Genomic DNA, 24,256 nt, shown 5'->3' with positions numbered 1-24,256 from the left:
AAATCCGCCACACTTGAGTAACCGGATGGTGACATCCATTCACCTGGAATCCCTGATATCAAAAGGCTTGCAGCGAATCGCACCAAAGTGGCACGGCGTTTGCGATAAGAGCGACAGAAGCGTGCGTTTATCCCGACCGGAAAACGCCGCTCCAACAACAAATCCCTCCAGTGCAGGAGGGTTCGCAATTCAGGTTTCGCGGCCAACAGATGGATGTTGTCACGCGAGGCTCTTGAGGAAACCTGCAATGACGACTCGTCAGCCACTGTACAAATCCCTGTATTTACAGGTGATCGTCGCAATCGTTATCGGTATCGCGCTCGGTCACTATTACCCGCAGTTCGGTGTGGCGGTAAAGCCGCTGGGTGACGGGTTCATCAAACTGATCAAAATGATCATCGCCCCGATCATCTTCTGCACCGTGGTCAGCGGCATCGCCGGCATGCAGAACATGAAGTCGGTCGGCAAGACCGGCGGTTACGCACTCCTGTACTTCGAAATCGTTTCGACCATCGCTTTGCTGGTCGGTCTGGTTGTGGTCAACGTTGTGCAACCGGGCGCCGGCATGCACATCGACGTCGCCACCCTAGACGCTTCGAAAGTCGCTTCTTACGTCGCGGCTGGCGCTGACCAAAGCGTTGTCGGCTTCCTGCTCAACGTGATCCCGACCACCATCGTCGGTGCGTTCGCCACCGGTGACATCCTGCAAGTGCTGATGTTCTCGGTGATCTTCGGTTTCGCCCTGCATCGCCTGGGCGCCTACGGCAAGCCGATCCTCGACTTCATCGATCGCTTCGCCCACGTGATGTTCAACATCATCAACATGATCATGAAGCTCGCGCCAATCGGTGCCTTCGGTGCCATGGCGTTCACCATCGGTGCCTACGGCGTGGGTTCGCTGGTGCAGCTGGGTCAACTGATGATCTGCTTCTACATCACTTGCCTGGCGTTCATCCTGATCGTGCTCGGCGCCATCGCGCGCATGCACGGTTTCAGCGTGCTGAAGATGATCCGTTACATCCGTGAAGAGCTGCTGATCGTACTCGGCACCTCGTCGTCGGAATCGGTACTGCCGCGCATGCTGATCAAAATGGAGCGTCTGGGCGCGAAGAAATCGGTAGTGGGTCTGGTGATCCCGACCGGCTACTCGTTCAACCTCGACGGTACTGCGATCTACCTGACTATGGCCGCGGTGTTCATTGCTCAGGCCACCGACACGCACATGGACATCACTCACCAGATCACCCTGCTGGTGGTGTTGCTGCTGTCCTCCAAAGGCGCAGCCGGTGTCACCGGTTCGGGCTTCATCGTGCTGGCCGCCACTCTGTCGGCGGTCGGTCACCTGCCGGTGGCCGGTCTGGCGCTGATCCTCGGTATCGACCGCTTCATGTCCGAAGCCCGCGCACTGACCAACCTCGTTGGCAACGCTGTTGCGACCATCGTGGTTGCCAAGTGGGTGAAAGAGCTGGACACCGACACGCTGCAAACCGAGCTGGCCTCGGGCGGTCGTGGTATCGCTGATACCCGTCCGGAAGATGACCTGGGTGTGGCTGAAGGCGCAACCCCGAGCAATGTGAAGTAAGCACTGCTTGAATTGAAGAAACCCGCTTCGGCGGGTTTTTTCTTGCCTGCTGTTTGAGCGTAACGGTCACACCTGCTGACATTTGCGGTGATTGCCGTGCGCGGCATCGCTGCCTAGGCTGAGTGCATCGCCCAAGGAGTTCGCCCATGTCCGCACCGCTGGCCTCACTGAAGATCCTCGATTTCTCGACGCTGCTGCCGGGGCCGTTCGCCTCGTTGTTGCTGGCGGACATGGGCGCCGACGTGTTGCGCATCGAGTCACCGACGCGCATGGATCTGTTGCGGGTATTGCCGCCGCATGATGGTGGAGTATCGGCCAGTCACGCCTACCTCAATCGCAACAAGCGCAGCCTGGCGCTGGACCTGAAACAGCCCGCAGCGCTGGAAGTGGTCAAGCAACTGCTGACCGATCACGACATTCTGCTTGAGCAGTTTCGCCCCGGTGTGATGGAACGTCTGGGCCTGGGCTATGAAGCGCTGAAGGCGATCAACCCGAAGCTGATCTACGTGTCGATCACCGGTTACGGCCAGACCGGGCCGTACAAGGATCGCGCCGGGCATGACATCAACTATCTGGCGCTGGCCGGGCTTTCCAGCTACACCGGCCGCGCCGAAAGCGGGCCGTTGCCGTTGGGCATGCAAGTGGCTGACGTGGCGGGTGGTTCGTTGCACGGGGTGATCGGTTTGCTCGCGGCGGTGATTGCCCGGCAGCAGACCGGGCAGGGCACACATCTGGACGTGAGCATGACCGATTGCGCGTTCAGCCTGAATGCCATGGCCGGCGCCGGGTATCTCGCTTGCGGCGAAGAGCCGGCGTGGGAAGAGCAGATGCTCAACGGTGGCAGTTTTTACGACTACTACCGCTCTCGCGACGGGCGCTGGATGTCGGTGGGGAGTCTGGAACCCGGGTTCATGCAGCAACTGTGTACGGCGCTGGGGCGGCCGGAGTTGGCAGCGCAGGGCTTGTCCTCAAAGCCTGAGCAGCAGCGAGCGTTGAAATACGCGCTGACGGTCGAGTTTGAAAAGCATGACTTTGCGCAGTTGTGCGAGTTGTTTGCCGGGATCGATGCGTGTGTCGAGCCGGTGTTGAGCCTGGGTGAGGCGGTAAGCCATCCGCAGCTGAGGGCGCGGGAATTGGTGACACAGGTACCGCGTGGGGATGGCACGACGCAGGCGCAGATAGCGTGTCCGTTGAAGTTTTCCGAAGCGTTGCCGGCGCCTCGGCATGTGGGGGCGGTATTGGGGCAGCATACGGATCAGGTGTTGGGGGAGTTGGGGTTGAGTCCTTCAAAAATTGAAGAGCTGCGCCGGGCCAAAGTCATTCTTTAGTGCCTGTTCTGGCCTCATCGCTGGCAAGCCAGCTCCCACAGTTTTCGAGGGGGCCACAGGTTCTGTTTACGACACCTAAACCTGTGGGAGCTGGCTTGCCAGCGATGGGGCCAGTCAGGGCGACACAAACTGACTATTCCACCCGCATCTCACCACTGAACACCAATGTATTGCGGCAGCGCCGACACAAATACCGCCGTCCCTGCCGCACCAGACTATGGCGCTGCGCCGAAAACGGGAAATCACTGTCGGCGCAGGGGCATTTATAGATATAGCGGGTCACGCTGCGTCGCCTGATCTCATAGGTGTGGCAGCGATCCGGCGGCAGTTCGTAAACGCCGCGCATGATCAGTTGCCATTCCTCGCCATGCGGCTGAATGCGGTCGCCGAACAGCTGATGGGCAATCAGGTGTGCAACTTCATGGGCCACGGTCTGCTTGAGGAAGTGTTCGGTGTTTTCCCGGTATAACTGCGGGTTGAAGCGCAGCAGGTTCTCGTGCAGATGCGCGACACCAGCCTTTTGCCCGCGCAGCTTGAGGCTGACGACAGGGCGGGGGAAGGAACGTTTGAAAAAGGATTCAGCGAGTTGGTAACAGTCTTCGACGCGGGTATTGAGTTGCTCGGGCATGCTTGATGGATCTCCAGAGGCATCGAGTATGCCGCAACGTCGTGGACTTGCGAATCGCCAAACTGCCGAATGGTCATCGCGCAAACGACAAGGCCGCCTTGCGGCGGCCTCTGATTGGCTTATCGAGTCAGTTCGTATAGACGGGACCAACGCCCAGCCCCCAGACAATCACGGTGAACGCCATGATGGCAACCAGCACCACCAGACCCACCGCCAGCACCGAGCTGGAAAACAGGAAGCCTTCATCCGACGGAATATTCATGAACGTCGGCAGCCCCACGTACAACAGATACACCGTGTAGCAGATGGCTGCCGTGCCGACGATCATCCCCAGCCACATGTGCGGATACAGCGCCGCCAACCCACCGACAAACAACGGTGTTGCGGTGTAGGTGGCGAACGCCACGCAACGGGCCAGACTCGGGTTGGCGTCGTAAGTGCGCGCCATCCAGTGCACGAAGGCCCCCATGACCGCGACCCCGCCCAGCATCGCCAGATATGACATGACCGTCATCCAGATCGCGCTTTCGACGGTGAGCATCACCGGTGCACGGTTGCCGATGACCCAGCCGACCTGAGTCGTGCCGATAAACGCCGAGACAGCGGGGATCGCCGCCAGAATCAGCGTGTGGGTGAGGTACATGTGGCTGATGCTTTCCTCTTGGTCGCCACGGATTTCCTTCCATTCCTGATCGGGGTGGGTAAAAAGTCCCACTACGTGATGGATCATGCCAGTCACTCCTCTTGTTATTGCCATCGCCCCCCAACGGAGCGCCTACGGGCCAAGGTGGCCGAGCAAATACAGGTCTTCAGATTGTGTGCGACCTTATGTCGCAGTATAGAAAGGACTTACCCGCACAGGTATTAGGGGCTTAGAGCAAATCGCGCTGTAAACAAAGGGCTTAATCGCCTTGGGGTCTGTAAAGAATGCAAACCTGGGCAACGACAACCTGTGCCCACAACGCCGGGGTTTTTGCGTAAAATGCCGGCCTTTCGTCACACCTCACGGATTTCGCGTCATGGGCACTCTTACGGTCAACCAGAACAAACTGCAAAAGCGCCTGCGCCGCCTGGCCGGCGAAGCGGTCGCCGATTTCAACATGATCGAAGACGGCGACAAGGTCATGGTCTGCCTGTCCGGGGGCAAGGACAGCTACACCCTGCTCGATGTGCTGCTGCACCTGCAGAAGGTTGCCCCGATCAAGTTCGAGATCGTCGCCGTGAACATGGATCAGAAGCAGCCGGGTTTCCCCGAGCACGTGCTGCCGGCTTATTTGAAAGAGCTGGGCGTCGAGTACCACATCGTCGAGAAAGACACCTACTCGGTGGTCAAGGAATTGATCCCGGAAGGCAAGACCACTTGCTCGCTGTGCTCGCGCCTGCGTCGCGGCACCCTGTACACCTTCGCCGATGAAATCGGCGCGACCAAAATGGCCCTCGGTCATCACCGTGACGACATCGTCGAGACGTTTTTCCTCAACATGTTCTTCAACGGTTCGCTGAAAGCCATGCCGCCGAAACTGCGCGCCGATGACGGTCGCAACGTGGTGATTCGTCCGCTGGCGTACTGCAACGAGAAAGACATCCAGGCCTATTCGGACTTCAAGGCATTCCCGATCATCCCGTGCAACCTCTGCGGTTCGCAGGAGAACCTGCAGCGTCAGGTGGTCAAGGAAATGCTTCAGGACTGGGAGCGCAAGACCCCGGGCCGAACCGAAAGCATCTTCCGCAGTCTGCAGAACGTGATCCCGTCGCAACTGGCCGACCGCAACCTGTTCGACTTCACCAGCCTGAAGATCGACGAGACTGCGGCTTCGCGCTTCGTTAACGTCGTCAACCTGTAAACACCTTCAAATGTGGGAGCGAGCCTGCTCGCGAAAGCGGTGTGTCATTCAACTGATTTGTTGACTGAGACTCCCACTTCGCGAGCAGGCTCGCTCCCACATTGGTTTCTTCGCTTTATTCAATAGGAGAGGGCATGCGCGATTACAAGTGGCTGCACGAATACTGTCTGAACCGTTTCGGTTCGGCGGCTGAACTGGAAGCCCATCTGCCCGTTCCCAAGACCCCGGCGCAACTGCGCAAGATCAGCGACGGCCGCTACCTCTCGACCATGGCCCTGCGCGTGTTCCGCGCCGGCCTCAAGCACAGTCTGGTCGACGCCAAGTGGCCGGCCTTCGAAGAAGTGTTCTTCAAGTTCGATCCGGAAAAAGTCGTGCTGATGAGCGCCGAACACCTTGAGCGTCTGATGCAGGATGCGCGGATCATTCGCCATCTCGGCAAACTGAAAAGCGTGCCGCGCAATGCGCAGTTCATTCTTGATGTAGAAAAAGAGAAGGGCAGTTTCGGTGCGCTGATCGCCGACTGGCCGGTGACCGATATTGTCGGTTTGTGGACCTACCTGAAAAAGCACGGACATCAACTGGGCGGGCTGTCGGCGCCCCGGTTTTTGCGCATGGTCGGCAAGGATACGTTTGTGCCGAGCTACGACGTGGTCGCCGCGCTGAACGCACAGAAGATCGTCGACAAGGTGCCGACCAGTCTGCGTGATCTGGCGATTGTGCAGGATGCGTTCAACCAGTGGCATGAGCAGAGCGGCGGGCGGGCGATGAGCCAGATTTCGATGATGCTCGCGTACACCGTCAATCATTGAAACCGAGTTGCCCCAATCGCTGGCAAGCCAGCTCCCACAGGATCGCAGTTGAAACACAATTCTGTGATCGACGCAAAAACCTGTGGGAGCTGGCTTGCCAGCGATGGCGGTCTGTCAGGCGACGGAGATCTCGCCTTCACCCGCCAGTTTGCGATTCAACTGATACCGCCAGCGCACATACAACAGCGCCGAGCAGAACACCGCCAGGCTCGCGACCATCTCCAGCACCCCAAACAACTGTCGGTTCGGGTCATACGCCGCCAGTGCGCCTTTGATGAAATACAGATTCACCACAAAACACATCCACGAATGCCCGCGGGCGCTGCCCATGATCATCGCCGGTGCGAGGACAATCCACGGGATCAACTCGACCAGCAGAATCACCCACGGCCGCGCGCCGTGCAGGTCAGCGAAAACCAGATAGTAGGCCGCGAGCAGACCGGCCAGCGCGAAAAAACTCAGCAGGCTGAGCGCCCGCATCGCTTTCACGCGCGGTTCAAGCCACTCGACACTCGGCAGAATCTTCGGCTTCTTCGCCATCTCAGCCCACCAGTTTCTGAGCGGTTTTCGCCAGCCGCAGACCCAATGCACGACACAGCGCCACTTCGTGCTGATCGAGGCCTTTTTTACCGTCAGCCCCAGCGTGATGACTGGCACCGTAAGGCGTACCGCCGCCCTGGGTTTCCAGCAGCGCCGATTCGCTGTAAGGCAGGCCGGTGATGAGCATGCCGTGGTGCAGCAGTGGCAACATCATCGACAGCAGAGTGGTTTCCTGACCGCCGTGCAGGCTGGCGGTAGACGTGAACACGCCGGCCGGTTTACCGACGAGGGCGCCGGTCAGCCAGAGGTTGCTGGTGCCATCGAGGAAGTACTTCAAAGGTGCGGCCATGTTGCCGAAACGCGTCGGGCTGCCCAGCGCCAGACCGGCGCAATTCTTCAGATCATCCAGGGTCGCGTACAAGGCGCCTTCGCCCGGAATGTCCGGCGCCACGGCTTCGCACTCGGCGGAGATCGCCGGTACCGTGCGCAGGCGTGCTTCGAGACCCGCCTGTTCGACGCCGCGGGCAATCTGCCGGGCCATCTCGTTGGTCGAGCCGTTGCGGCTGTAATACAGCACCAGAATGTACGGCGCGCTCACGGTAACAACGCCAGGATATTTTCCGGCGGACGACCGATTACGGCTTTGTCGCCGACTTCAAGAATCGGTCGTTCCATCAGTTTTGGATGCTGGGCGATCGCGTCGATCAGTTGCGCTTCGCTGAGGCTTTCGTCAGCCAGCTGAAGCATTTTGTATTCATCTTCCCCGGTGCGCAGCAACTGGCGTGCGCTGATCCCGAGCTTGCCGAGCAGGGCCTTGATTTGCGCCGCATTCAGCGGGGTTTCGAGGTAACGCACGACGTTCGGGGTCAGGCCGCGGGCTTCAAGCAGCTCCAGCGCGCCGCGGGATTTCGAGCAGCGCGGATTGTGATAAAGCGTCAGATCGGTCATGGCGGGTCGCTTCTGGCGTAAAGTGGCGGCTATTCTAACTGTGCAGCGCGCAATCCAGAACCTTCGGAGGCAATGGGTCGCAGGCGCCTTCAATTTTTCACAAGGAACATGACATGACACGGCGATTGGCAGCGGCATTGACGATATTCGGGGCGTTGATGCTGGGGGGCTGCGGCAATGATTACGGGAACGACCAGAACGGTCAGAAAGTTGCGTCCGAGCGTTTGGATAAACAATGGGTGGTGCTGAACTACTGGGCCGAATGGTGTGGCCCGTGCCGGACCGAGATCCCGGAACTCAACCATTTGGCTGATGAACTGAAGAGCAAGAACGTCGGCGTGTTCGGGGTCAACTTCGACAACGTGCAGGGCGCGGAGCTGAAAGAGGCGAGCGAGAAGCTCGGCATCAAGTTCACTGTGCTGGCGCAGGATCCGGCGGAACTGTTCGAGTTGCCGCGCAGTGAGGCATTGCCGGTGACGTACATCATCGACAACAAGGGCAAGGTGCGTGAGCAGTTGATGGGCGAGCAGACGGCGGCGGGGGTGATGGCGAAGCTTGAGGCTCTGCAGGCGACCCAGTAACGTCAAAAGCCCCTCACCCCAGCCCTCTCCCGGTGGGAGAGGGGGCCGACCGAGGTGTCTGGCGATTTACAGCGACCTGAAAGATTAAGTCGATTATGGATTCGGTATAGGCCGGTCAGGTCGGCGTAGCTCTCCAATATCCCCCAATCAGTCCCCTCTCCCCCTGGGAGAGGGTTAGGGTGAGGGCTTGGCGGCCTCGAGACTCAACCCTCTTCCAGCCACCAGCGCAACGGTTTGCCTTCCGCCGGCCAGAAACGCATCTGCTCGATCGGCGAGATGTCCCAGCGCTGGACATGTTCCAGCGCCTGCAGGAAGCGTTGCTCCTGCTCCATCAGTGCCGGTGCGCAGAGCTTGCGGGTCTTGCCGATCTTGCCGAAGGTCAGCTTGTCACCGTCCAGCGTGTACGGTGCGAACCAATGGTTGCAACCACCGTTGCCGTAGGCGCGGCCATCATCGCCCAGGGTCACGGTCAGATGGCTGTAATCCATCAGCGGCCGCTCACCGATCCACTCCAGAATGTAGCTGCGGTTCTGTTGCAGTTGCACAGGCTCTGCGGCACAGCCCACCAGGCCGGCACCGACCAGCGCGGTCAGGGCAAGGCGTTTGATCATGCCGACACCTGGCATTTCGGGCACAAGTGCTTGTCGCCAACGGCTTTCCAGCCCAGTTCGGCGATGCGCGCGGTGGCTGCCGGTTTTTCTGCGGTTTTACCGAGTTTGGCGTCTACCGCGAATTCGAAGCTCAGCTCTTTGGCGCAGCTGTCGCAGTTGACCTGCCAGGTGTGGATCGCCAGTTCACCAAACACCGGTCCCGTGGTCATCGCGGTCCATTGGCCCGGCGGATTGATCAGGTGGCGGACGGTTTCAACGGTCAGGCGCATGGACAAGTCCTTGCTGCCTTTGAGGGTGACCAACAGCGCGTCACCGATGCGAATCGAGCCACCATTGCCGGTGACCTGATAGCGGCCTGGAACGAGGGCGCGGCATTCGGTGAGGGTGTGTTGCGGGTTCATCAGGGTGTAGCGGAAATCGTGTTCGACCATGGGTCCTCCAAATATGCGCGACATGCTAGCACGGGCATGATTGCAGAATGATGCGTGCGTGCGACCTTCGATCCGGTTCAAATGCAGCGACGCTCATGGCAAACTGCCGGCCTCGACTCTGAAGGAACGGAACATGGCGCTGATCGAATGTTATGAATGCAAGAAGAGCATCAGCTCCGAAGCCAACGCGTGCATTCATTGTGGGGCTCCGATGGCGGAGCAAGCAGTGCACGCGCAGACCGTAGCCGCGCCTGTTCAGGCTGCGACAATCTCGTTCGGCAGCTTGCCGCGTAACAAGTCTGTGCCCGAGGCCATCGCCCCGGCACCCGCACCGCAACCGTTGCCGAAAGTCATGCCTGCCGCTGCGCGGCGTCGGCGCCAGCAGCCCACCGAGCAACCGGCCACTGAGCAGGCCAATGCCGACGGCAGTCGTCCGGTGGAAGGCTGGCTGAAGATCATGATCTTCCTGCTGCCGATGTTTTTCGTCTGGTTCCTGCTGCGCTACGGCCACTCGATGAAACAGCGTTTTTTTGGCTTCGGCTGGCTGGCGTTGCTGATTCTGGCGTCTTCGCTTTCACCGAAATAAGCCGAAAAGCGCTCAGCCCTCGACCTGGTTCTGTGGCGTTCCCGCTGCCCAGGTCGCGATGTTGTGCAAGGTGATTGCGGCAATCGCACCCAGTGCTTCGCGCGTCAGAAAGGCCTGGTGCGCGGTAATGATCACGTTGGGAAAGGTCAGCAATCGCGCCAGTACATCGTCCTGCAAGGGCAAGTCGGAGCGGTCCTCGAAAAACAGTTGCGCTTCTTCTTCATAGACATCCAGGCCCAGATAACCGAGTTGGCCGTCCTTCAGGGCGTCAATCAATGCCGGGGTGTCGACCAGACCACCGCGACCGGTATTGATCAGCATGGCGCCGGTTTGCATGTGCGCCAGTGAATCGCGGTTGATCAAGTGTTTGCTCTGCTCGTTGAGCGGGCAGTGCAGGCTGATGATCCGCGACTGCGCGAGCAGTTCCGGCAGGCTCAGATAGCGCGCGCCCAATGCCAGCACCTCCGGGTTCGGGAACGGGTCGTAAGCCAGCAACTCACAGCCGAAACCGTGCATGATTTTCGCGAAGGTCGCACCGATCTGGCCGGTGCCGATGATCCCCACCGTTTTGCCGACCAGGTCGAAACCGGTCAGGCCGTGCAGGCTGAAATCGCCTTCACGGGTGCGGTTATAGGCACGGTGCAGGCGACGGTTGAGGGCCAGGATCAGCGCCACGGCATGTTCGGCCACCGCATGCGGCGAGTAGGCGGGTACGCGCACCACGGCCAGTCCCAGTCGTTTCGCGGCCGGCAGGTTCACGTGGTTGTAACCCGCCGAGCGCAGGGCAATCAGACGCGTGCCGCCAGCTGCCAACCGCTCCAGTACCGGGGCGCTGAGGTCATCATTGATAAACGCACAGACCACTTCATGTGCGGCGGCCAGTGCCGCCGTATCGAGGCTGAGTCGGGCCGGTTGAAAGTGCAGCTCGATACCCACCGGGCAATCGGCGGCGAGGAAGCTGTCGCGGTCGTAGGTCTGGCTACTGAAAACGAGCGTGCGCATGGAATCCTCCTGGAGCATCGACACGGATTGAATCACCCGAGACCACTTTAGCGTTGCCGACGCTGGCCGGCATTGCCGTGGATCAGGCGCTGATCTTCGCTTGCGCCGCGAGTCGGTTGATCGCGCGCTCGAGTTCTTCCAGCGCTGCGACTGCCTTGGGGTCATCTTGCTTGAGCAAGGTTTCGCTGCGCTGACAGGCCGCACGCAATTGCGGTACGCCGCAATAACGAGTGGCACCGTGCAGGCGATGGACGCGTTCGATCAATGCATTCTGGTCGCGGTTTTCGCAAGCCGTGCGAATGGCCTCGCGGTCGGCTTCCAGTGAGGCGAGCAGCATGGCCAACATGTCCGCCGCCAAGTCAGCCTTGCCGGCAGCCAGGCGCAAGCCTTCCTCATGATCAAGCACCGGCAGTTCATGACTGCCCGCCGCACTGTCGCTGATCCGTTCCGGCGCTTGATTGCGCAAGGCCAGGCCGGTCCATTTCAGCACCACCTGCGCCAATTGCCGCTCGCTGATCGGCTTGGTCAGGTAGTCGTCCATGCCGCTTTGCAGCAACGCGCGCTTTTCGTTGGCCATGGCGTGGGCCGTGAGGGCGACGATCGGCAGCGGCGTGCAGTGCCGTTCGCTTTCCCACTGGCGAATGGTTTCGGTGCTCTGTCGGCCGTCCATGCCCGGCATCTGCACGTCCATCAACACCAGATCGAAGGATTCACTCTGTACCGCTTTGACCGCCGCGTAGCCGCTTTCCACGGCGAGCACCTTGGCGCCCATGTCTTCGAGCAGGGTTTGCACCAGCAGCAGGTTGGCGGGGTTGTCGTCGACACAGAGCACTTTCGGTGCCCGACTCGACAGCGGCTCGCCCGGCTCATTGCGGGGCAGGCGCGGGTTGACCAGGTCGGCCAAGGCCCGGCGCAATTTGCGCGTGCAGGCCGGTTTCGCTTGCAATTGGCTGTGCGGGTTCGGCACCGACAGATGGAACAGCGTCTGTTCGGTGGTCGGGCACAGCACCAGCACTTTGCAACCGAGGTGTTCGAGGTCCCAGATGTGCTGGTTCAAACGCTCGGGCAGCATGTCGTTGCTGGTGATGCCGATCACCGCCAGATCAATCGCCTGATCGGTCTGGTGGGCGCCGGTGACGCCATTGGTCAAGGTTTCGAGGGTGTTGAACGGCGTGACATCGAGGCCACAGTCTTCCAGTTGGTGCTGCAAGGCCTGACGTGCCAGTTCGTGATTTTCCAGCACCGCCACGCGGCGCCCGAGCAACGGCGCGGCCGGCAAGTCTTCGGCGTCGTCACGGGTTTTCGGCAGGCTCAGGCTGATCCAGAATTCCGAGCCTTCGCCCGGCGTGCTGTCGACGCCGATTTCGCCGCCCATCTGTTCGATCAGGCGTTTGGAAATCACCAGCCCCAGACCGGTGCCGCCCGGTTGCCGCGACAGCGAGTTGTCGGCCTGACTGAACGCCTGGAACAACGCGCGCACGTCCTGGTTTGAAAGGCCGATGCCGGTGTCCTGAATGCTGATGCGCAGTTGCACGCTGTCTTCGTGTTCCTCTTCAAGCATGGCCCGGGCGACGATGGTGCCTTCGCGGGTGAACTTGATCGCGTTGCTCACCAGGTTGGTGAGGATTTGCTTCAGACGCAGCGGGTCCCCGACCAGCGACAGCGGCGTGTCGCGATAGACCAGACTGACCAGCTCAAGCTGTTTGGCGTGCGCGGCGGGAGCGAGGATGGTCAGAGTGTCCTGCAACAGGTCGCGCAGGTTGAACGGAATATGGTCGAGCACCAGTTTGCCGGCCTCGATTTTCGAGAAGTCGAGGATCTCGTTGATGATCCCCAGCAGGCTGTCGGCAGATTTTTCGATGGTGCCCAGATAATCGAGCTGGCGCGGGGTCAGTTCGCTTTTCTGCAACAGATGGGTGAAACCGAGAATGCCGTTGAGCGGCGTGCGGATCTCGTGACTCATGTTGGCGAGGAACTCGGATTTGATCCGGCTGGCTTCCAGCGCTTCTTTGCGCGCCAGGTCCAGTTCGATGTTCTGGATCTCGATGGTTTCCAGGTTCTGGCGCACGTCTTCGGTGGCCTGATCGACACTGTGCTGCAGTTCTTCGCGGGCATTTTGCAGGGTGCCGGCCATGCGGTTGATGCCGGAGGCCAGCTCATCCAGCTCCTGACTGCCGAGCGGCGGCAAACGTGTTTCCAGATGGCCGTCCTTGAGTTGTGCGACGGCTTGTTTGATCTGGCCCAGCGGGCGGTTGATGGTACGACCCATGCGCAACGCCAGCAGGGCCGCGCCCGCCAGACCGGCGGCAATCAACAGCAGACTGGCAAACAGGCTGCGATAACCGCGCAACAACATGCCGTTGTGCGACAGCTCCAATTCGACCCAGCCAAGCAGTCGGTCGGATTCGTCCGGGATCAGTTCACCGGCGAGGTTGCGATGTTTGCCGAACACCGGCATCAGATAACGCGTCGCGTCATTGCCGCTACGCCGTTGCAAGTGCGCGCTGTCGCCGCTCGGCGCCTGATTGAGCATGGTCGGGCCGGCGTGGGCCAGCGGTGAGCGGTCCGGGGCGAGGAAGGTCACCGCACGCACGTCCGGTTGCTCAAGGGACTGAGTGGCGATGCGCTCCAGCAGCTCGCTGTTGCCGTGGCCCATGGCGGGTGCCACCAGCGGCGCCAGTTGCTCGGCGATCATCTCGCCACGCTGCATCAATTGGCTCTGCAAGTCGGACTGCTGCGTCCAGGTGAAATAACCACCCAGCACCAGCGCCATCAGGCTGGTCGGCAACAAGGTCAGCAACAACACGCGACCTTTGATTCCCAGTTTCTTGAGCACGCCTATCTCCTGCATCCCGCTGATCTGTTGACTCATGCGTGCATCCGGCACGCGGCATGGGCGCAGTGTAGCGATTTGCTCGCAGGCAATCTCCGGAAAAATGCACTCGTGGTGGGGCAGGGTGCCGGTGTTCATTTGTCGGTTGGGCCAACCTTGAGTTGCCCGCTGTCCGACAATCTTGAATAATCGCTCTCAACTGAGAATTACTTGCAGATACTCATGACTCCTGTTTCCGTCGGCCAGCCACGCATTCTTTCCATCGAAGACGATCCGGTGCTCGGCGCCTATGTTCACGAACATCTGGGCCGCAGCGGCTTTCAGGTGACCTGGTGCCAGAACGGCCAGGAAGGGCTGAGCATCGCCAAACGCCAGCCGTTCGACGTGGTGCTGATGGATATTCTGTTGCCGGGCATGGACGGTTTGAATGTGCTGACGCAGTTGCGCCAGAGCCATTCGACACCGGTGCTGCTGATGTCGGCCCTTGGCGCCGAGGCAGATCGCATCAGCGGTTTCCGTCTCGGTGCTGACGACTATTTGCCCAAACCGTTCAGCATGGCCGAGTTGCATGTGCGCATCGAAGCGATCCTGCGCCGGGTTGCGCTGGATCGACGCCCGGCCGCTCCCGCGGTGCCCGTGGCGGTCGGTACGCTGCGGTTCGATGACGAACAGTGCGATGTGTTTTTTCGCGAGCAACCCGCGGGGCTGACCCGCAGCGAATTCCGCTTGCTCGAAACCCTCAACCGCAATGATGAGGAAGTGCTGAGCAAAGCCTTCCTTTATCAACATGTTTTGCAGCGTGGCTACGCGGCCCACGATCGCAGTCTCGACATGCACATCAGTCAGATCCGCCGCAAACTCAAAGCCATCGGTTACACCGAGCGTGAAGTGCGCACTGTGTGGGGCAAGGGCTACGTATTGAGCGCCGCTGATGAAACGCTCTGAATTGCCGGGGCGGCATTCACTGTTCTGGAAACTGGCGTTTCTGCTGGTCGCATTTTGTCTGCTGATGATCTGGCTGAGCTGGTCGTGGGGGCGTTATATGGAGGAGCGCAATCAGTTCCTCTCCGACGAGGCACGCGGCACCCTTTCACGTTATGCGATGCAAGCCGAGCAAGCGTGGCAGCACGGCGGGCGCAGCGGTGTCGATGACTGGTTGCAGAGTATGGAGTTGCGCGAAGCCAGTTGGGTCGGCGTCATCGGCGGCAACTTGCAGTCGCTGAGCAGTGATCCGCTGAATGAGCAGGAAATCCAGCACCTGACGTTCTTGCGCGGCCTCGACTGGCCGATTCACAAACAGGGCCGACCCTGGCTGCGTGTGCCTTTTCCCAAAGAACCGTCTGCAGGTAGCCTGGTGATCGAATTGCCCGAGCGATTCCTACCGGGCAAATATCGGTTGTTCTGGCGCGTTATCACTAACGGCGTGATCCCGGGCCTGTTCACCTTGTTGCTGTGCGTCGGTCTCTATCGCCTGTTGGTTGTGCCACTGAACAACCTGCGCGAACAGGCCAACGCCTGGCGCGCTGACCAGTTGAATGTGCGGTTGTCGAGCGGCATCACCCAGCGCCCGGACGAACTTGGAGAGCTGGCGCGAGCGTTCGATTCGATGTCCGAACGCCTGCAATCGACCGTGGCTCTGCAACAGCAATTGCTGCGTGATCTGTCCCACGAGTTGCGCACGCCGCTGAGCCGCTTGCGCGTGGCCAGCGAAAGTGAACAAGGCCTGGTGCAACTGCGCGAGCGCATCGGTCGTGAGGTCGACGGTATGCAAAGACTGGTCGAAGACACTCTGCAATTGGCCTGGCTCGATACCGACCGTACGCCACTGCCTGACGAGGCGATTCAGATCCAGGCCCTGTGGGAAATGCTCACGGATAACGCCTGCTACGAAAGCGGCTGGCCGAGTCTGCAATTGCAGTGTTCGGTCGAGGCGTCGTGCTGGGTGCGGGGCAACCTGAATACGCTGGCGCAGGCGTTGGAGAACATTTTGCGTAACGCGATTCGGCATTCGCCGGCGGGCGGGATCGTGCGCTTTGATGGACGCAGGGATGGCGATTACTGGCACCTGTGGCTGGAAGATCAGGGCGGCGGGGTGGCGGAAGGGGATCTGGAGCGGATCTTTTCACCGTTCACTCGGCTCGACGGCTCGCGGCCCGGGGACGGTGGTTTTGGCTTGGGGCTGAGCATCGCGCGCAATGCCGTGCAGCGTCAGGGCGGAAGTATTTGGGCGGAGAATGGCGGGGCGGGGTTGCGGTTGAATCTGCGGTTGGTGGCGGATGACGGTGTTGCGCCGACTGACGCTATCGCTGGCAAGCCAGCTCCCACAGGGAATGTGTTTCACCCGCAGATTGTTTGAGCAATACCAGACAGTCTCAGCACTGCTGCCACTATTAATAGAGCAACACGGGTCACTGTGGGAGCTGGCTTGCCAGCGATGAGGCCATACGCATCACCGCCAATTAAGATGACCCACCGCAAAAGTCGCACCACCGGTGCGACTTTCAATCCCTTATTCCCATAAACCATAAGCACCGCACTTTGCGTGATATGGCCTGCGCGGGTTTGCCGGTATGATAGGCGCCCCCGCACGTCTGGATTGCGAATACGCCATGACCCTGCAGTACCCAACCATCGCCGATTGCGTCGGCAACACGCCGCTGGTGCGTTTGCAGCGCCTGCCCGGTGCTACCAGCAACACCCTATTGCTCAAGCTCGAAGGGAACAACCCGGCGGGTTCGGTCAAGGACCGGCCGGCGCTGTCGATGATTACTCGCGCCGAGTTGCGCGGGCAGATTCATGCCGGCGATACGCTGATCGAAGCGACCTCGGGTAACACCGGGATCGCGCTGGCCATGGCGGCCGCGATCAAGGGTTACAAGATGATCCTGATCATGCCCGACAACTCCAGCGCCGAGCGTAAAGCGGCAATGACCGCGTACGGTGCCGAGCTGATTCTGGTCAGCCAGGAAGAAGGCATGGAAGGCGCCCGCGACCTCGCCCAGCGTATGGAAGCCGAAGGCCGTGGCAAGGTGCTCGATCAGTTCGCCAACGGCGATAATCCTGAAGCGCACTACACCACCACCGGCCCGGAAATCTGGCGTCAGACCCAGGGCACCATCACCCATTTCGTCAGTTCGATGGGCACCACCGGTACCATCATGGGCGTGTCGCGCTACTTGAAAGAGCAGAGCGCCAGCGTGCAGATCGTTGGTCTGCAACCGATGGAAGGCTCAGCCATTCCGGGCATTCGTCGCTGGCCGCAGGAATACCTGCCGAAGATCTATCAGGCTGACCGCGTCGACCGTATCGTCGACATGGCGCAAAGCGAAGCCGAAGACGTCACCCGGCGTCTGGCCCGCGAAGAAGGCATCTTCTGCGGCGTGTCCTCGGGCGGTGCGGTGGCAGCGATGCTGCGCCTGTCCAAAGAAGTTGAAAACGCGGTGATCGTCGCGATCATCTGCGACCGTGGCGACCGTTACTTGTCGACCGGCATTTTCGACGCGCCCAACTGATGGCCAAGCACGAGAGAGGCCTGCGCTTCCAGCCCACCGGAGGCAGCAAGGCTGCGCAAATTCCGACCGGCAAAAAGCAACGCTTGAACATTGAGCGTCTGGCCAATGACGGTCGCGGTATCGCGTTTTTCGAAGGCAAAACCTGGTTCGTCCTCGGCGCCCTCGCCGGCGAAGAGGTTGAAGCCCGGGTGCTTGGCGCCCACGGTAAAGTGGTCGAGGCGCGCACCGAGCGCGTGTTCAAGGCCAGCGAACTGCGTCGCCCGGCGCCGTGCCCGCACGCCGGCCGTTGCGGCGGTTGCAGCGTCCAGCATTTGCCCCACAGCGAGCAGCTTGCCCTGAAACAGCGCATGCTCGCCGAGCAATTGTCGCGTGTTGCCGGTGTCGAACCTGAAGCGTGGGCAGCACCGCTGACCGGGCCTGAATTCGGCTATCGCCGTCGCGCCCGCATCGCGGTGCGCTGGGACATGAAGGCGAAAAAACTCGAAGTCGGTTTCCGCGCCGCGGGCAGCCAGGACATCGTCGCGATCAGCGAATGCCCGGTGCTGGTACAGCCCTTGCAACCGATCATGACCCGTTTGCCGGAGATGCTCCGTCGTTTGAGCAAACCGCAAGCGCTGGGTCACGTCGAGTTGTTCAGTGGCTCGTCACTGGCGGTGTTGCTGCGGCACATGGCGCCGTTGTCGGAAGCGGATCTGACGATCCTCAAGGACTTCTGCCATTTCCATGAAGCGCAATTGTGGCTGCATGGCGAAGGCGAGCCGCAACCGGTCGATGCCTCGCAAACACTGGGCTATCGCCTGGAGCAGTGGGATCTGGATCTGGCGTACCGACCGGGTGACTTCATTCAGGTCAATGCCGGCGTCAACGAAGCGATGGTGGCGCAGGCGCTGGACTGGCTGAAACCGGGTAGCGATGAACGCGTGCTGGATCTGTTCTGCGGTTTGGGCAACTTCGCTTTGCCGCTGGCCAAAGCCGTGCGCGAAGTGGTGGCGGTCGAAGGCGTGCAGACCATGGTCGATCGCGCCGAAGCCAACGCCGCTAGTAACAATTTGCATAACACAAAGTTTTTTCAAGCCGATTTATCCCAGCCTTTGACCGATGCCCAGTGGATCGGAAACGGCTTTTCTGCGGTACTCTTGGACCCACCGCGTGACGGTGCTTTCGAGGTGGTTCGCAAGCTGGCGACCCTGGGTGCCAAACGGTTGGTGTATGTGTCGTGCAACCCTGCAACTCTGGCGCGCGACACGGTCGAATTGATCAAGCAGGGCTACCGGTTAAAACGTGCCGGGATTCTCGATATGTTTCCTCAGACGGCACATGTCGAGGCCATGGCGTTATTTGAAGCGAGCCAGGATGGCTCGTCTGAATCCGTCTGACCTGTCCGCGCAGCGCTCGCTTTAGCCCCGCGAGCGCGAATGGGCACTGAAGGTCAGCGATTTGACGCATTGAATCTGCGTCGTAGGGAAGGTAAAGCAACATGGTACAGGTGAGAGCACACCAGCCGATCAACACTGACGGCAGTATCAATCTCGAGGCTTGGCTCGATCACGCGGTCAGTGTCGATCTGGCACTGGATCGCGAAGCCTTGAAAGAAGCCTGCGAGTTCGCTCGCGAGGCCGAACAACAGTCCAATGCCAAGAAGAATCTGTGGGCCGAAGGCTCTGGCAGTTTCAGTACTGGCCTGGAAATCGCCGAGATTCTCGCCGACCTCAAGCTCGATCAGGATTCGCTGGTCGCGGCGGTCCTGTATCGCGGCGTACGCGAAGGCCAGATCGAACTCGCGGCCGTCGGCCAGCGCTTCGGTCCGGTGGTCGCCAAGCTGATCGACGGCGTGCAGCGCATGGCGGCCATCAGTGCCAGCCTCAGTCCGCGCCAGTCGATGGTCATGGGCACGCAAGGGCAGGTGGAAAACCTGCGCAAGATGCTCGTGGCGATGGTCGACGATGTGCGTGTCGCGCTGATCAAACTGGCCGAACGTACCTGCGCCATTCGTGCGGTGAAAACCGCTGACGACGAAAAACGTAACCGCGTCGCCCGTGAAGTTTTCGACATCTATGCGCCGCTCGCGCACAGGCTCGGCATCGGTCATATCAAATGGGAGCTGGAGGACCTGTCCTTCCGCTACCTGGAACCGGATCAATACAAGCAGATCGCCAAGCTGCTCCACGAGCGACGACTTGATCGCGAGCGTTTCATCGCCGACGTGATGACCCAGCTCAAGGACGAATTGCAGGCCACCGGCGTCGATGCCGACATCAGTGGCCGGGCCAAACACATCTATTCGATCTGGCGCAAAATGCAGCGCAAGGGTCTGGAATTCAGCCAGATTTACGACGTTCGCGCCGTGCGCGTGCTGGTGCCGGAGATGCGCGACTGCTATACCGCGCTCGGCATCGTTCATACCTTGTGGCGGCACATCCCGAAAGAATTCGACGACTACATCGCCAACCCGAAAGAGAACGGCTACCGCTCGCTGCACACGGCGGTGATCGGCCCTGAGGGTAAAGTGCTTGAGGTGCAGATTCGTACGCACTCGATGCACGAAGAAGCCGAACTCGGCGTCTGCGCGCACTGGCGCTACAAAGGCACCGACGTCAAATCCGGTTCGAACCACTACGAAGAGAAAATCTCCTGGCTGCGTCAGGTCCTCGAGTGGCACGAAGAGCTGGGCGACATCGGTGGTCTGGCTGAACAGCTGCGTGTCGATATCGAACCGGACCGGGTCTACATTTTCACTCCCGACGGTCACGCCATCGACTTGCCGAAAGGCGCGACGCCGCTGGACTTCGCCTACCGCGTGCACACCGAGATCGGCCACAACTGCCGTGGCGCGAAGATCAACGGGCGCATCGTGCCGCTCAACTACAGCCTGCAGACCGGTGAGCAGGTCGAGATCATCACCAGCAAGCACGGCACGCCGAGCCGCGACTGGCTGAACTCCAACCTCGGATACGTCACCACCTCGCGGGCGCGGGCGAAAATCGTTCACTGGTTCAAATTGCAGGCGCGCGACCAGAACGTGGCCGCCGGTAAAACCCTGATCGAGCGCGAACTGACGCGCCTCGGCCTGCCGGCAGTGGATTTCGACAAGCTGGCCGACAAGGCCAACATGAAAACCGCCGAAGACATGTTCGCCGCCCTCGGTGCCGGCGACCTGCGTCTGGCGCAACTGGTCAACCTCGCGCAGCAACTGGTCGAGCCGGAACGCGGCAACGAACAACTGGAACTGATTCCGCGCAAAGCCACCGGTTACAAACCGGGCAAACGCGGCGACATTCAGATTCAGGGCGTCGGCAACCTGATGACGCAGATGGCCGGTTGCTGCCAGCCGCTGCCGGGCGATGCGATCGTTGGTTACATCACTCAGGGGCGTGGCGTGAGCATTCACCGTCAGGACTGCGCTTCTGTGCTGCAACTGGGCGGGCGCGAGCCGGAGCGGATCATCCAGGTCAGCTGGGGCCCTGTGCCTGTGCTCACCTACCCGGTGGACATCGTTATCCGCGCCTACGACCGTTCCGGTCTGCTGCGTGACGTCTCGCAGGTGCTGCTCAACGAGCGGATCAACGTGCTGGCGGTCAACACCCGCTCGAACAAGGAGGACAACACTGCGCTGATGTCGCTGACTATCGAGATCCCGGGGCTGGATGCGCTGGGGCGATTGCTTGGGCGCATATCGCAGTTGCCGAACATCATCGAAACGCGGCGTAACCGCACCCCTTGAAGATGCGCCGAGCCTTTGTGGGAGCTGGCTTGCCAGCGATTGCATCACCTCGATTGTCCTGAAACACCGTGGTGCCTGCATCGCTGGCAAGCCAGCTCCCACAGGTTTTTGCAGAGTTAAATAAATGTATTCACTTGAAGACCTGCTCCACCTCATGAGCCGTCTGCGTGATCCGCAATACGGTTGTCCGTGGGACATCAAGCAAACCTACGCGACCATCGTCCCGCACACCCTCGAAGAAGCCTACGAAGTGGCCGATGCCATCGAGCGCGGCGACTTCGATCATTTGCAGGGTGAGCTCGGTGATCTGCTGTTTCAGGTGGTGTATTACAGCCAGCTGGCGCGGGAAGAAGGGCGCTTCGAATTTGCCGGGGTGATCGACAGCATCACCCGCAAACTGATCCGTCGTCATCCGCACGTTTTTCCGACTGGCGATCTCTACGCGCCGCTGGATGTGCCGCGCTTGAGCGAAGAACAGGTCAAGCAACGCTGGGAAGAGATCAAAGCCGAAGAGCGCGCCGAGAAATCCAGCGCGCCCGAGCAACTGTCACTGCTCGATGACGTGCCGGCCACGCTACCGGCACTGTCACGCTCAGCCAAGTTACAGAAGCGCGCAGGGCAGGTCGGTTTCGACTGGCCGGACGCCTTGCCAGTGCTCGATAAAGTGCGCGAAGAGCTCGATGAAGTGCTCGAAGCCATGTCGGAAAATGACTCCGTTGCCGTGGCGGACGAGATCGGCGATCTGCTGTTTTCCGTGGTCAATCTGGCCCGGCATCTGAAGGTCGACCCGGAAACGGCATTGCGTGGCGCCAATGGCAAATTCGAAAGACGTTTCCGTTTTATCGAACAGGCATTGCGCGACACCCACCGTCCCATAGAAGATTGCACCCTCGAAGAGTTGGACGCCCTGTGGGGTGAAGCCAAACGTCAGGAAAAGAATGCGCCCAGCTGCGGCTGAGCAACTGCCCTAGTGAGTAAGCCCGATGAGTATTTCCCTTCGCGACCAGTTGCTCAAAGCAGGTCTGGTCAATCAAAAGCAGGCCAAACAGGTCAGCAAAGACAAGCAGAAGCAGCAGCGCCTGGCGCACAAAGGCCAGGTCGAACTGGATGACTCGCAACAGCGCGCCGCTCAGGAAGCCATGGCCGAGAAGGTCAAGCGCGACCAGGAGTTGAACCGCCAGCAGAAAGAGAAAGCCGACGCCAAGGCGCGTGCAGCGCAGGTCAAGCAACTGATCGAAGTCTCGCGTCTGCCGAAGCTGACCACCGAGGACTACTACAACTTCGTCGACGACAAGAAGGTCAAGCGCATTTCGGTCAACACGCTGATGCGCAACAAGCTCAGCAGCGGTTCGCTGGCGATCGTGCACCATGCCGGTGGCTACGAAGTGATCCCGCGTGAAGCGGCCCTGAAGATCCAGGAGCGTGATCCACAGCGCATCGTCCAGCTCAACGTGCAGACCGAAGAAGTCAGCACCGAGGACGATCCGTACGCGGCTTATCAGATCCCTGATGATCTGATGTGGTAAATCGATAAAGCCGTAACAACGACAAACCCCGCTCATGGCGGGGTTTGTCGTTTTCAATGCTGTGGTTGAGTCAGGAGGAGCGGGTGTCGCGCTGTTGTTCTTGCACTTCGAGTTCGGCCTTGTAGTTGTGGGCATCGATCTCGTTGTGGAACATGCCGACCAGCAAGTCTTGTTGATGCACATCCCAAATGCGGATACCGGCGGCTACGCCTTCGTGGGACATGTGTGAATCGTCGCGTTCAGTTACTTTTACAGTCATCTGCTAGCTCCAAATCTCAAGTTATCTGCAGCAAGGCGTGTGCAGGACTCTTTTATATTATTTGTTAGCTTGCTAAGTAAACGGCTGATTTGTGCAAGGTGTTGTTGCGTTTTTTGCAACAGTGCTACAGCCCGCTAAATCCGCGACATTCGGTCGCAGGGCGGTAAGTTTCATGACAGAAGTTTCATCTCCAGACCCATGCGAACCCTTGTGTAGGAGCTGCCGAAGGCTGCGATCTTTTGATCTTGTCTTTTAAAAATCAAAGTCAAAAGATCGCAGCCTTCGGCAGCTCCTACACGGAGGTGTGTTGAACCATGAGGTTTTCTGCAGGCGAAAAAAAAACGCCCCGAACCAGTCGGGGGCGTTTTCATGTGTGGCTCAGCAGCGGGGAATTACTTGCCTTCCCAGCGCTTCAGCACCAGCGTGGCGTTGGTGCCGCCGAAGCCGAAGCTGTTGCTCATCACGGTGTTGATCGTGGCGTTCTCGCGGGTCTTGGTCAGCACCGGCAGATCGGCCACTTCAGGGTCCAGCTCGTCGATGTTGGCGGAACCGGCAATGAAGTTGCCTTCCATCATCAGCATGCAGTAGATCGCTTCGTGAACGCCGGCGGCGCCGAGGGAGTGACCGGACAGGCTCTTGGTCGAGCTGATTGCAGGTGCCTTGTCGCCGAACACTTCACGCACACCCTTCATTTCCGCAACGTCGCCGACCGGAGTCGAGGTGCCGTGGGTGTTCAGGTAGTCGATCGGGGTATCAACGGTGGACATCGCCATCTGCATGCAGCGGATCGCGCCTTCGCCACTCGGGGCAACCATGTCGTAACCGTCGGACGTTGCGCCGTAGCCAACGATTTCGGCGTAGATCTTGGCGCCACGGGCCAGAGCGTGTTCCAGCTCTTCAACCACGACCATGCCGCCACCGCCAGCGATGACGAAACCGTCACGGTCTTTGTCGTAGGCACGGGAAGCTTGTTCCGGGGTGTCGTTACGCTTGCTGGACAAAGCGCCCATGGCGTCGAACAGGAACGACTGGCTCCAGTGCTCTTCTTCACCGCCACCAGCGAAGACGATGTCCTGCTTGCCCATCTGGATCTGTTCCATGGCGGTACCGATGCAGTGAGCACTGGTGGCGCAGGCAGAAGCGATGGAGTAGTTCAGGCCCTTGATCTTGAATGGCGTGGCCAGGCAAGCGGAAACGGTGCTGCTCATGGTCCGCGTGACACGGTATGGGCCAACGCGTTTCACGCCTTTCTCGCGCAGGATGTCCAGCGCTTCCATCTGGTTCAGCGTGGAAGCACCGCCCGAGCCAGCCACCAGGCCGGTACGCGGGTTGGACACTTGCTCTTCGGTCAGGCCGGAGTCAGCGATAGCGTCTTTCATGGCCAGATAGGCGTAAGCCGCTGCGTGGCCGACGAAGCGATAGATCTATCAGGCTGACCGCGTCGACCGTATCGTCGACATGGCGCAAAGCGAAGCCGAAGACGTCACCCGGCGTCTGGCCCGCGAAGAAGGCATC

General features: G+C 60.1%; 23 protein-coding genes and 2 pseudogenes. 14 read left to right on the top strand and 11 right to left on the bottom strand.

Going from position 1 to position 24,256, the window contains the following annotated elements:
• The first annotated feature begins 247 nt into the window (after positions 1–247).
• Together ACIF4X_RS21600 and ACIF4X_RS21595 are read left to right on the top strand one after the other, a co-directional pair.
• Positions 248–1,582, top strand: coding sequence for a dicarboxylate/amino acid:cation symporter (locus ACIF4X_RS21600; RefSeq protein WP_397483659.1), 1,335 nt, complete (start codon positions 248–250; stop codon positions 1,580–1,582).
• Between the two features lie 146 nt (positions 1,583–1,728).
• Complete coding sequence (locus ACIF4X_RS21595) at positions 1,729–2,910, top strand: CaiB/BaiF CoA transferase family protein (RefSeq protein WP_397483658.1); 1,182 nt, start codon at positions 1,729–1,731, stop codon at positions 2,908–2,910.
• Between the two features lie 133 nt (positions 2,911–3,043).
• On the opposite strand, the gene ACIF4X_RS21590 is transcribed toward ACIF4X_RS21595, so the two are convergent.
• On the bottom strand, positions 3,044–3,538 hold the full coding sequence (locus ACIF4X_RS21590; RefSeq protein WP_277758871.1) for a SprT family zinc-dependent metalloprotease: 495 nt from the start codon (positions 3,536–3,538) through the stop codon (positions 3,044–3,046).
• A 127-nt stretch (positions 3,539–3,665) separates the two neighbouring features.
• Positions 3,666–4,268 carry a Yip1 family protein gene (locus ACIF4X_RS21585; RefSeq protein WP_007917515.1) on the bottom strand — a complete coding sequence of 201 codons (603 nt, stop codon included), beginning with the start codon at positions 4,266–4,268 and terminating at the stop codon, positions 3,666–3,668.
• A 289-nt stretch (positions 4,269–4,557) separates the two neighbouring features.
• On the opposite strand from ACIF4X_RS21585, the gene ttcA reads away from it, so the two are divergent.
• Together ttcA and ACIF4X_RS21575 are read left to right on the top strand one after the other, a co-directional pair.
• Positions 4,558–5,382, top strand: coding sequence for a tRNA 2-thiocytidine(32) synthetase TtcA (ttcA, locus tag ACIF4X_RS21580; protein ID WP_397483657.1), 825 nt, complete (start codon positions 4,558–4,560; stop codon positions 5,380–5,382).
• Between the two features lie 134 nt (positions 5,383–5,516).
• Positions 5,517–6,191 (top strand): DNA-3-methyladenine glycosylase I, encoded by a 675-nt coding sequence (locus tag ACIF4X_RS21575; protein ID WP_397483656.1) that lies wholly within the window; start codon positions 5,517–5,519, stop codon positions 6,189–6,191.
• 114 nt (positions 6,192–6,305) lie between these two features.
• Here ACIF4X_RS21575 and ACIF4X_RS21570 read toward each other — a convergent pair whose 3' ends face one another.
• From ACIF4X_RS21570 to arsC, 3 genes are read right to left on the bottom strand one after another with little or no spacing between them, the layout of a single operon-like run.
• Complete coding sequence (locus tag ACIF4X_RS21570; RefSeq protein ID WP_397483655.1) at positions 6,306–6,731, bottom strand: DUF2069 domain-containing protein; 426 nt, start codon at positions 6,729–6,731, stop codon at positions 6,306–6,308.
• A 1-nt stretch (position 6,732) separates the two neighbouring features.
• Entirely contained in the window at positions 6,733–7,329 is a 597-nt protein-coding gene (gene wrbA / locus ACIF4X_RS21565) for an NAD(P)H:quinone oxidoreductase (protein WP_397483654.1), read from the bottom strand.
• A complete protein-coding gene (gene arsC, locus ACIF4X_RS21560; RefSeq protein WP_397483653.1) occupies positions 7,326–7,679 on the bottom strand; it encodes an arsenate reductase (glutaredoxin) in 354 nt (117 codons plus the stop codon). Before arsC ends, wrbA begins: the two co-directional genes overlap by 4 nt.
• 113 nt (positions 7,680–7,792) lie before the next feature.
• Between arsC and ACIF4X_RS21555 the strand changes: the two genes are divergently transcribed.
• Positions 7,793–8,260: a TlpA disulfide reductase family protein gene (locus tag ACIF4X_RS21555; RefSeq protein WP_397483652.1), complete on the top strand. Its 468-nt coding sequence runs from the start codon at positions 7,793–7,795 to the stop codon at positions 8,258–8,260.
• A gap of 203 nt (positions 8,261–8,463) precedes the next feature.
• Here the strand turns inward: ACIF4X_RS21555 and ACIF4X_RS21550 are convergent, their stop codons facing one another.
• The gene (locus ACIF4X_RS21550) at positions 8,464–8,868 is read right to left on the bottom strand and encodes an META domain-containing protein (protein ID WP_160060127.1); all 405 of its coding nucleotides are present in this window, start codon (positions 8,866–8,868) and stop codon (positions 8,464–8,466) included.
• Positions 8,868–9,302 carry a hypothetical protein gene (locus tag ACIF4X_RS21545; protein WP_007917492.1) on the bottom strand — a complete coding sequence of 145 codons (435 nt, stop codon included), beginning with the start codon at positions 9,300–9,302 and terminating at the stop codon, positions 8,868–8,870. Before ACIF4X_RS21545 ends, ACIF4X_RS21550 begins: the two co-directional genes overlap by 1 nt.
• 133 nt (positions 9,303–9,435) lie before the next feature.
• Here ACIF4X_RS21545 and ACIF4X_RS21540 point away from each other — a divergent pair, with 133 nt between their 5' ends.
• The gene (locus ACIF4X_RS21540; RefSeq protein ID WP_397483651.1) at positions 9,436–9,888 is read left to right on the top strand and encodes a hypothetical protein; all 453 of its coding nucleotides are present in this window, start codon (positions 9,436–9,438) and stop codon (positions 9,886–9,888) included.
• A 12-nt stretch (positions 9,889–9,900) separates the two neighbouring features.
• On the opposite strand, the gene ACIF4X_RS21535 is transcribed toward ACIF4X_RS21540, so the two are convergent.
• Together ACIF4X_RS21535 and ACIF4X_RS21530 are read right to left on the bottom strand one after the other, a co-directional pair.
• The gene (locus ACIF4X_RS21535; protein WP_397483650.1) at positions 9,901–10,890 is read right to left on the bottom strand and encodes a 2-hydroxyacid dehydrogenase; all 990 of its coding nucleotides are present in this window, start codon (positions 10,888–10,890) and stop codon (positions 9,901–9,903) included.
• An 82-nt stretch (positions 10,891–10,972) separates the two neighbouring features.
• On the bottom strand, positions 10,973–13,726 hold the full coding sequence (locus ACIF4X_RS21530) for a response regulator (protein ID WP_397483674.1): 2,754 nt from the start codon (positions 13,724–13,726) through the stop codon (positions 10,973–10,975).
• Between the two features lie 219 nt (positions 13,727–13,945).
• Between ACIF4X_RS21530 and ACIF4X_RS21525 the strand changes: the two genes are divergently transcribed.
• The 7 genes from ACIF4X_RS21525 (at position 13,946) to ACIF4X_RS21495 (ending at position 22,482) form a co-directional block, all read left to right on the top strand.
• Positions 13,946–14,668: a response regulator transcription factor gene (locus tag ACIF4X_RS21525; RefSeq protein ID WP_397483649.1), complete on the top strand. Its 723-nt coding sequence runs from the start codon at positions 13,946–13,948 to the stop codon at positions 14,666–14,668.
• On the top strand, positions 14,655–16,079 hold the full coding sequence (locus ACIF4X_RS21520; RefSeq protein ID WP_397483648.1) for a histidine kinase sensor domain-containing protein: 1,425 nt from the start codon (positions 14,655–14,657) through the stop codon (positions 16,077–16,079). Before ACIF4X_RS21525 ends, ACIF4X_RS21520 begins: the two co-directional genes overlap by 14 nt.
• 253 nt (positions 16,080–16,332) lie before the next feature.
• Complete coding sequence (gene cysM / locus ACIF4X_RS21515) at positions 16,333–17,235, top strand: cysteine synthase CysM (RefSeq protein ID WP_346608576.1); 903 nt, start codon at positions 16,333–16,335, stop codon at positions 17,233–17,235.
• A complete protein-coding gene (gene rlmD, locus ACIF4X_RS21510) occupies positions 17,235–18,611 on the top strand; it encodes a 23S rRNA (uracil(1939)-C(5))-methyltransferase RlmD (RefSeq protein WP_397483647.1) in 1,377 nt (458 codons plus the stop codon). Before cysM ends, rlmD begins: the two co-directional genes overlap by 1 nt.
• A gap of 101 nt (positions 18,612–18,712) precedes the next feature.
• Positions 18,713–20,956, top strand: coding sequence for a GTP diphosphokinase (gene relA, locus ACIF4X_RS21505; protein ID WP_007917476.1), 2,244 nt, complete (start codon positions 18,713–18,715; stop codon positions 20,954–20,956).
• A 124-nt stretch (positions 20,957–21,080) separates the two neighbouring features.
• Positions 21,081–21,914, top strand: coding sequence for a nucleoside triphosphate pyrophosphohydrolase (gene mazG / locus ACIF4X_RS21500; RefSeq protein WP_397483646.1), 834 nt, complete (start codon positions 21,081–21,083; stop codon positions 21,912–21,914).
• 25 nt (positions 21,915–21,939) lie between these two features.
• Entirely contained in the window at positions 21,940–22,482 is a 543-nt protein-coding gene (locus ACIF4X_RS21495; protein WP_397483645.1) for a DUF2058 domain-containing protein, read from the top strand.
• A 70-nt stretch (positions 22,483–22,552) separates the two neighbouring features.
• Here ACIF4X_RS21495 and ACIF4X_RS21490 read toward each other — a convergent pair whose 3' ends face one another.
• Together ACIF4X_RS21490 and fabB are read right to left on the bottom strand one after the other, a co-directional pair.
• Positions 22,553–22,741 (bottom strand): hypothetical protein, encoded by a 189-nt coding sequence (locus ACIF4X_RS21490; protein WP_129395072.1) that lies wholly within the window; start codon positions 22,739–22,741, stop codon positions 22,553–22,555.
• Between the two features lie 392 nt (positions 22,742–23,133).
• Positions 23,134–24,165: pseudogene (gene fabB, locus ACIF4X_RS21485) on the bottom strand (beta-ketoacyl-ACP synthase I); the annotation flags it as partial.
• Here fabB and ACIF4X_RS21480 point away from each other — a divergent pair.
• Positions 24,164–24,256, top strand: a pseudogene (locus ACIF4X_RS21480) (cysteine synthase B); the annotation flags it as partial. The pseudogenes fabB and ACIF4X_RS21480 sit on opposite strands and share 2 nt — an antisense overlap.

It is taken from the genome of Pseudomonas sp. NPDC085632, from assembly GCF_044541255.1.
GTDB lineage: Bacteria > Pseudomonadota > Gammaproteobacteria > Pseudomonadales > Pseudomonadaceae > Aquipseudomonas.
This window is presented reverse-complemented; position numbering and strand designations above follow the sequence as displayed.

Coding starts and splice junctions, on each gene's coding strand:
- ACIF4X_RS21600 (WP_397483659.1), top strand. CDS start 248: ATGACGACTCGTCAGCCACTGTACAAATCCCTGTATTTACAGGTGATC.
- ACIF4X_RS21595 (WP_397483658.1), top strand. CDS start 1,729: ATGTCCGCACCGCTGGCCTCACTGAAGATCCTCGATTTCTCGACGCTG.
- ACIF4X_RS21590 (WP_277758871.1), bottom strand. CDS start 3,538: ATGCCCGAGCAACTCAATACCCGCGTCGAAGACTGTTACCAACTCGCT.
- ACIF4X_RS21585 (WP_007917515.1), bottom strand. CDS start 4,268: ATGATCCATCACGTAGTGGGACTTTTTACCCACCCCGATCAGGAATGG.
- ttcA (WP_397483657.1), top strand. CDS start 4,558: ATGGGCACTCTTACGGTCAACCAGAACAAACTGCAAAAGCGCCTGCGC.
- ACIF4X_RS21575 (WP_397483656.1), top strand. CDS start 5,517: ATGCGCGATTACAAGTGGCTGCACGAATACTGTCTGAACCGTTTCGGT.
- ACIF4X_RS21570 (WP_397483655.1), bottom strand. CDS start 6,731: ATGGCGAAGAAGCCGAAGATTCTGCCGAGTGTCGAGTGGCTTGAACCG.
- arsC (WP_397483653.1), bottom strand. CDS start 7,679: ATGACCGATCTGACGCTTTATCACAATCCGCGCTGCTCGAAATCCCGC.
- ACIF4X_RS21555 (WP_397483652.1), top strand. CDS start 7,793: ATGACACGGCGATTGGCAGCGGCATTGACGATATTCGGGGCGTTGATG.
- ACIF4X_RS21545 (WP_007917492.1), bottom strand. CDS start 9,302: ATGGTCGAACACGATTTCCGCTACACCCTGATGAACCCGCAACACACC.
- ACIF4X_RS21540 (WP_397483651.1), top strand. CDS start 9,436: ATGGCGCTGATCGAATGTTATGAATGCAAGAAGAGCATCAGCTCCGAA.
- ACIF4X_RS21535 (WP_397483650.1), bottom strand. CDS start 10,890: ATGCGCACGCTCGTTTTCAGTAGCCAGACCTACGACCGCGACAGCTTC.
- ACIF4X_RS21525 (WP_397483649.1), top strand. CDS start 13,946: ATGACTCCTGTTTCCGTCGGCCAGCCACGCATTCTTTCCATCGAAGAC.
- ACIF4X_RS21520 (WP_397483648.1), top strand. CDS start 14,655: ATGAAACGCTCTGAATTGCCGGGGCGGCATTCACTGTTCTGGAAACTG.
- cysM (WP_346608576.1), top strand. CDS start 16,333: ATGACCCTGCAGTACCCAACCATCGCCGATTGCGTCGGCAACACGCCG.
- rlmD (WP_397483647.1), top strand. CDS start 17,235: ATGGCCAAGCACGAGAGAGGCCTGCGCTTCCAGCCCACCGGAGGCAGC.
- relA (WP_007917476.1), top strand. CDS start 18,713: ATGGTACAGGTGAGAGCACACCAGCCGATCAACACTGACGGCAGTATC.
- mazG (WP_397483646.1), top strand. CDS start 21,081: ATGTATTCACTTGAAGACCTGCTCCACCTCATGAGCCGTCTGCGTGAT.
- ACIF4X_RS21495 (WP_397483645.1), top strand. CDS start 21,940: ATGAGTATTTCCCTTCGCGACCAGTTGCTCAAAGCAGGTCTGGTCAAT.
- ACIF4X_RS21490 (WP_129395072.1), bottom strand. CDS start 22,741: ATGACTGTAAAAGTAACTGAACGCGACGATTCACACATGTCCCACGAA.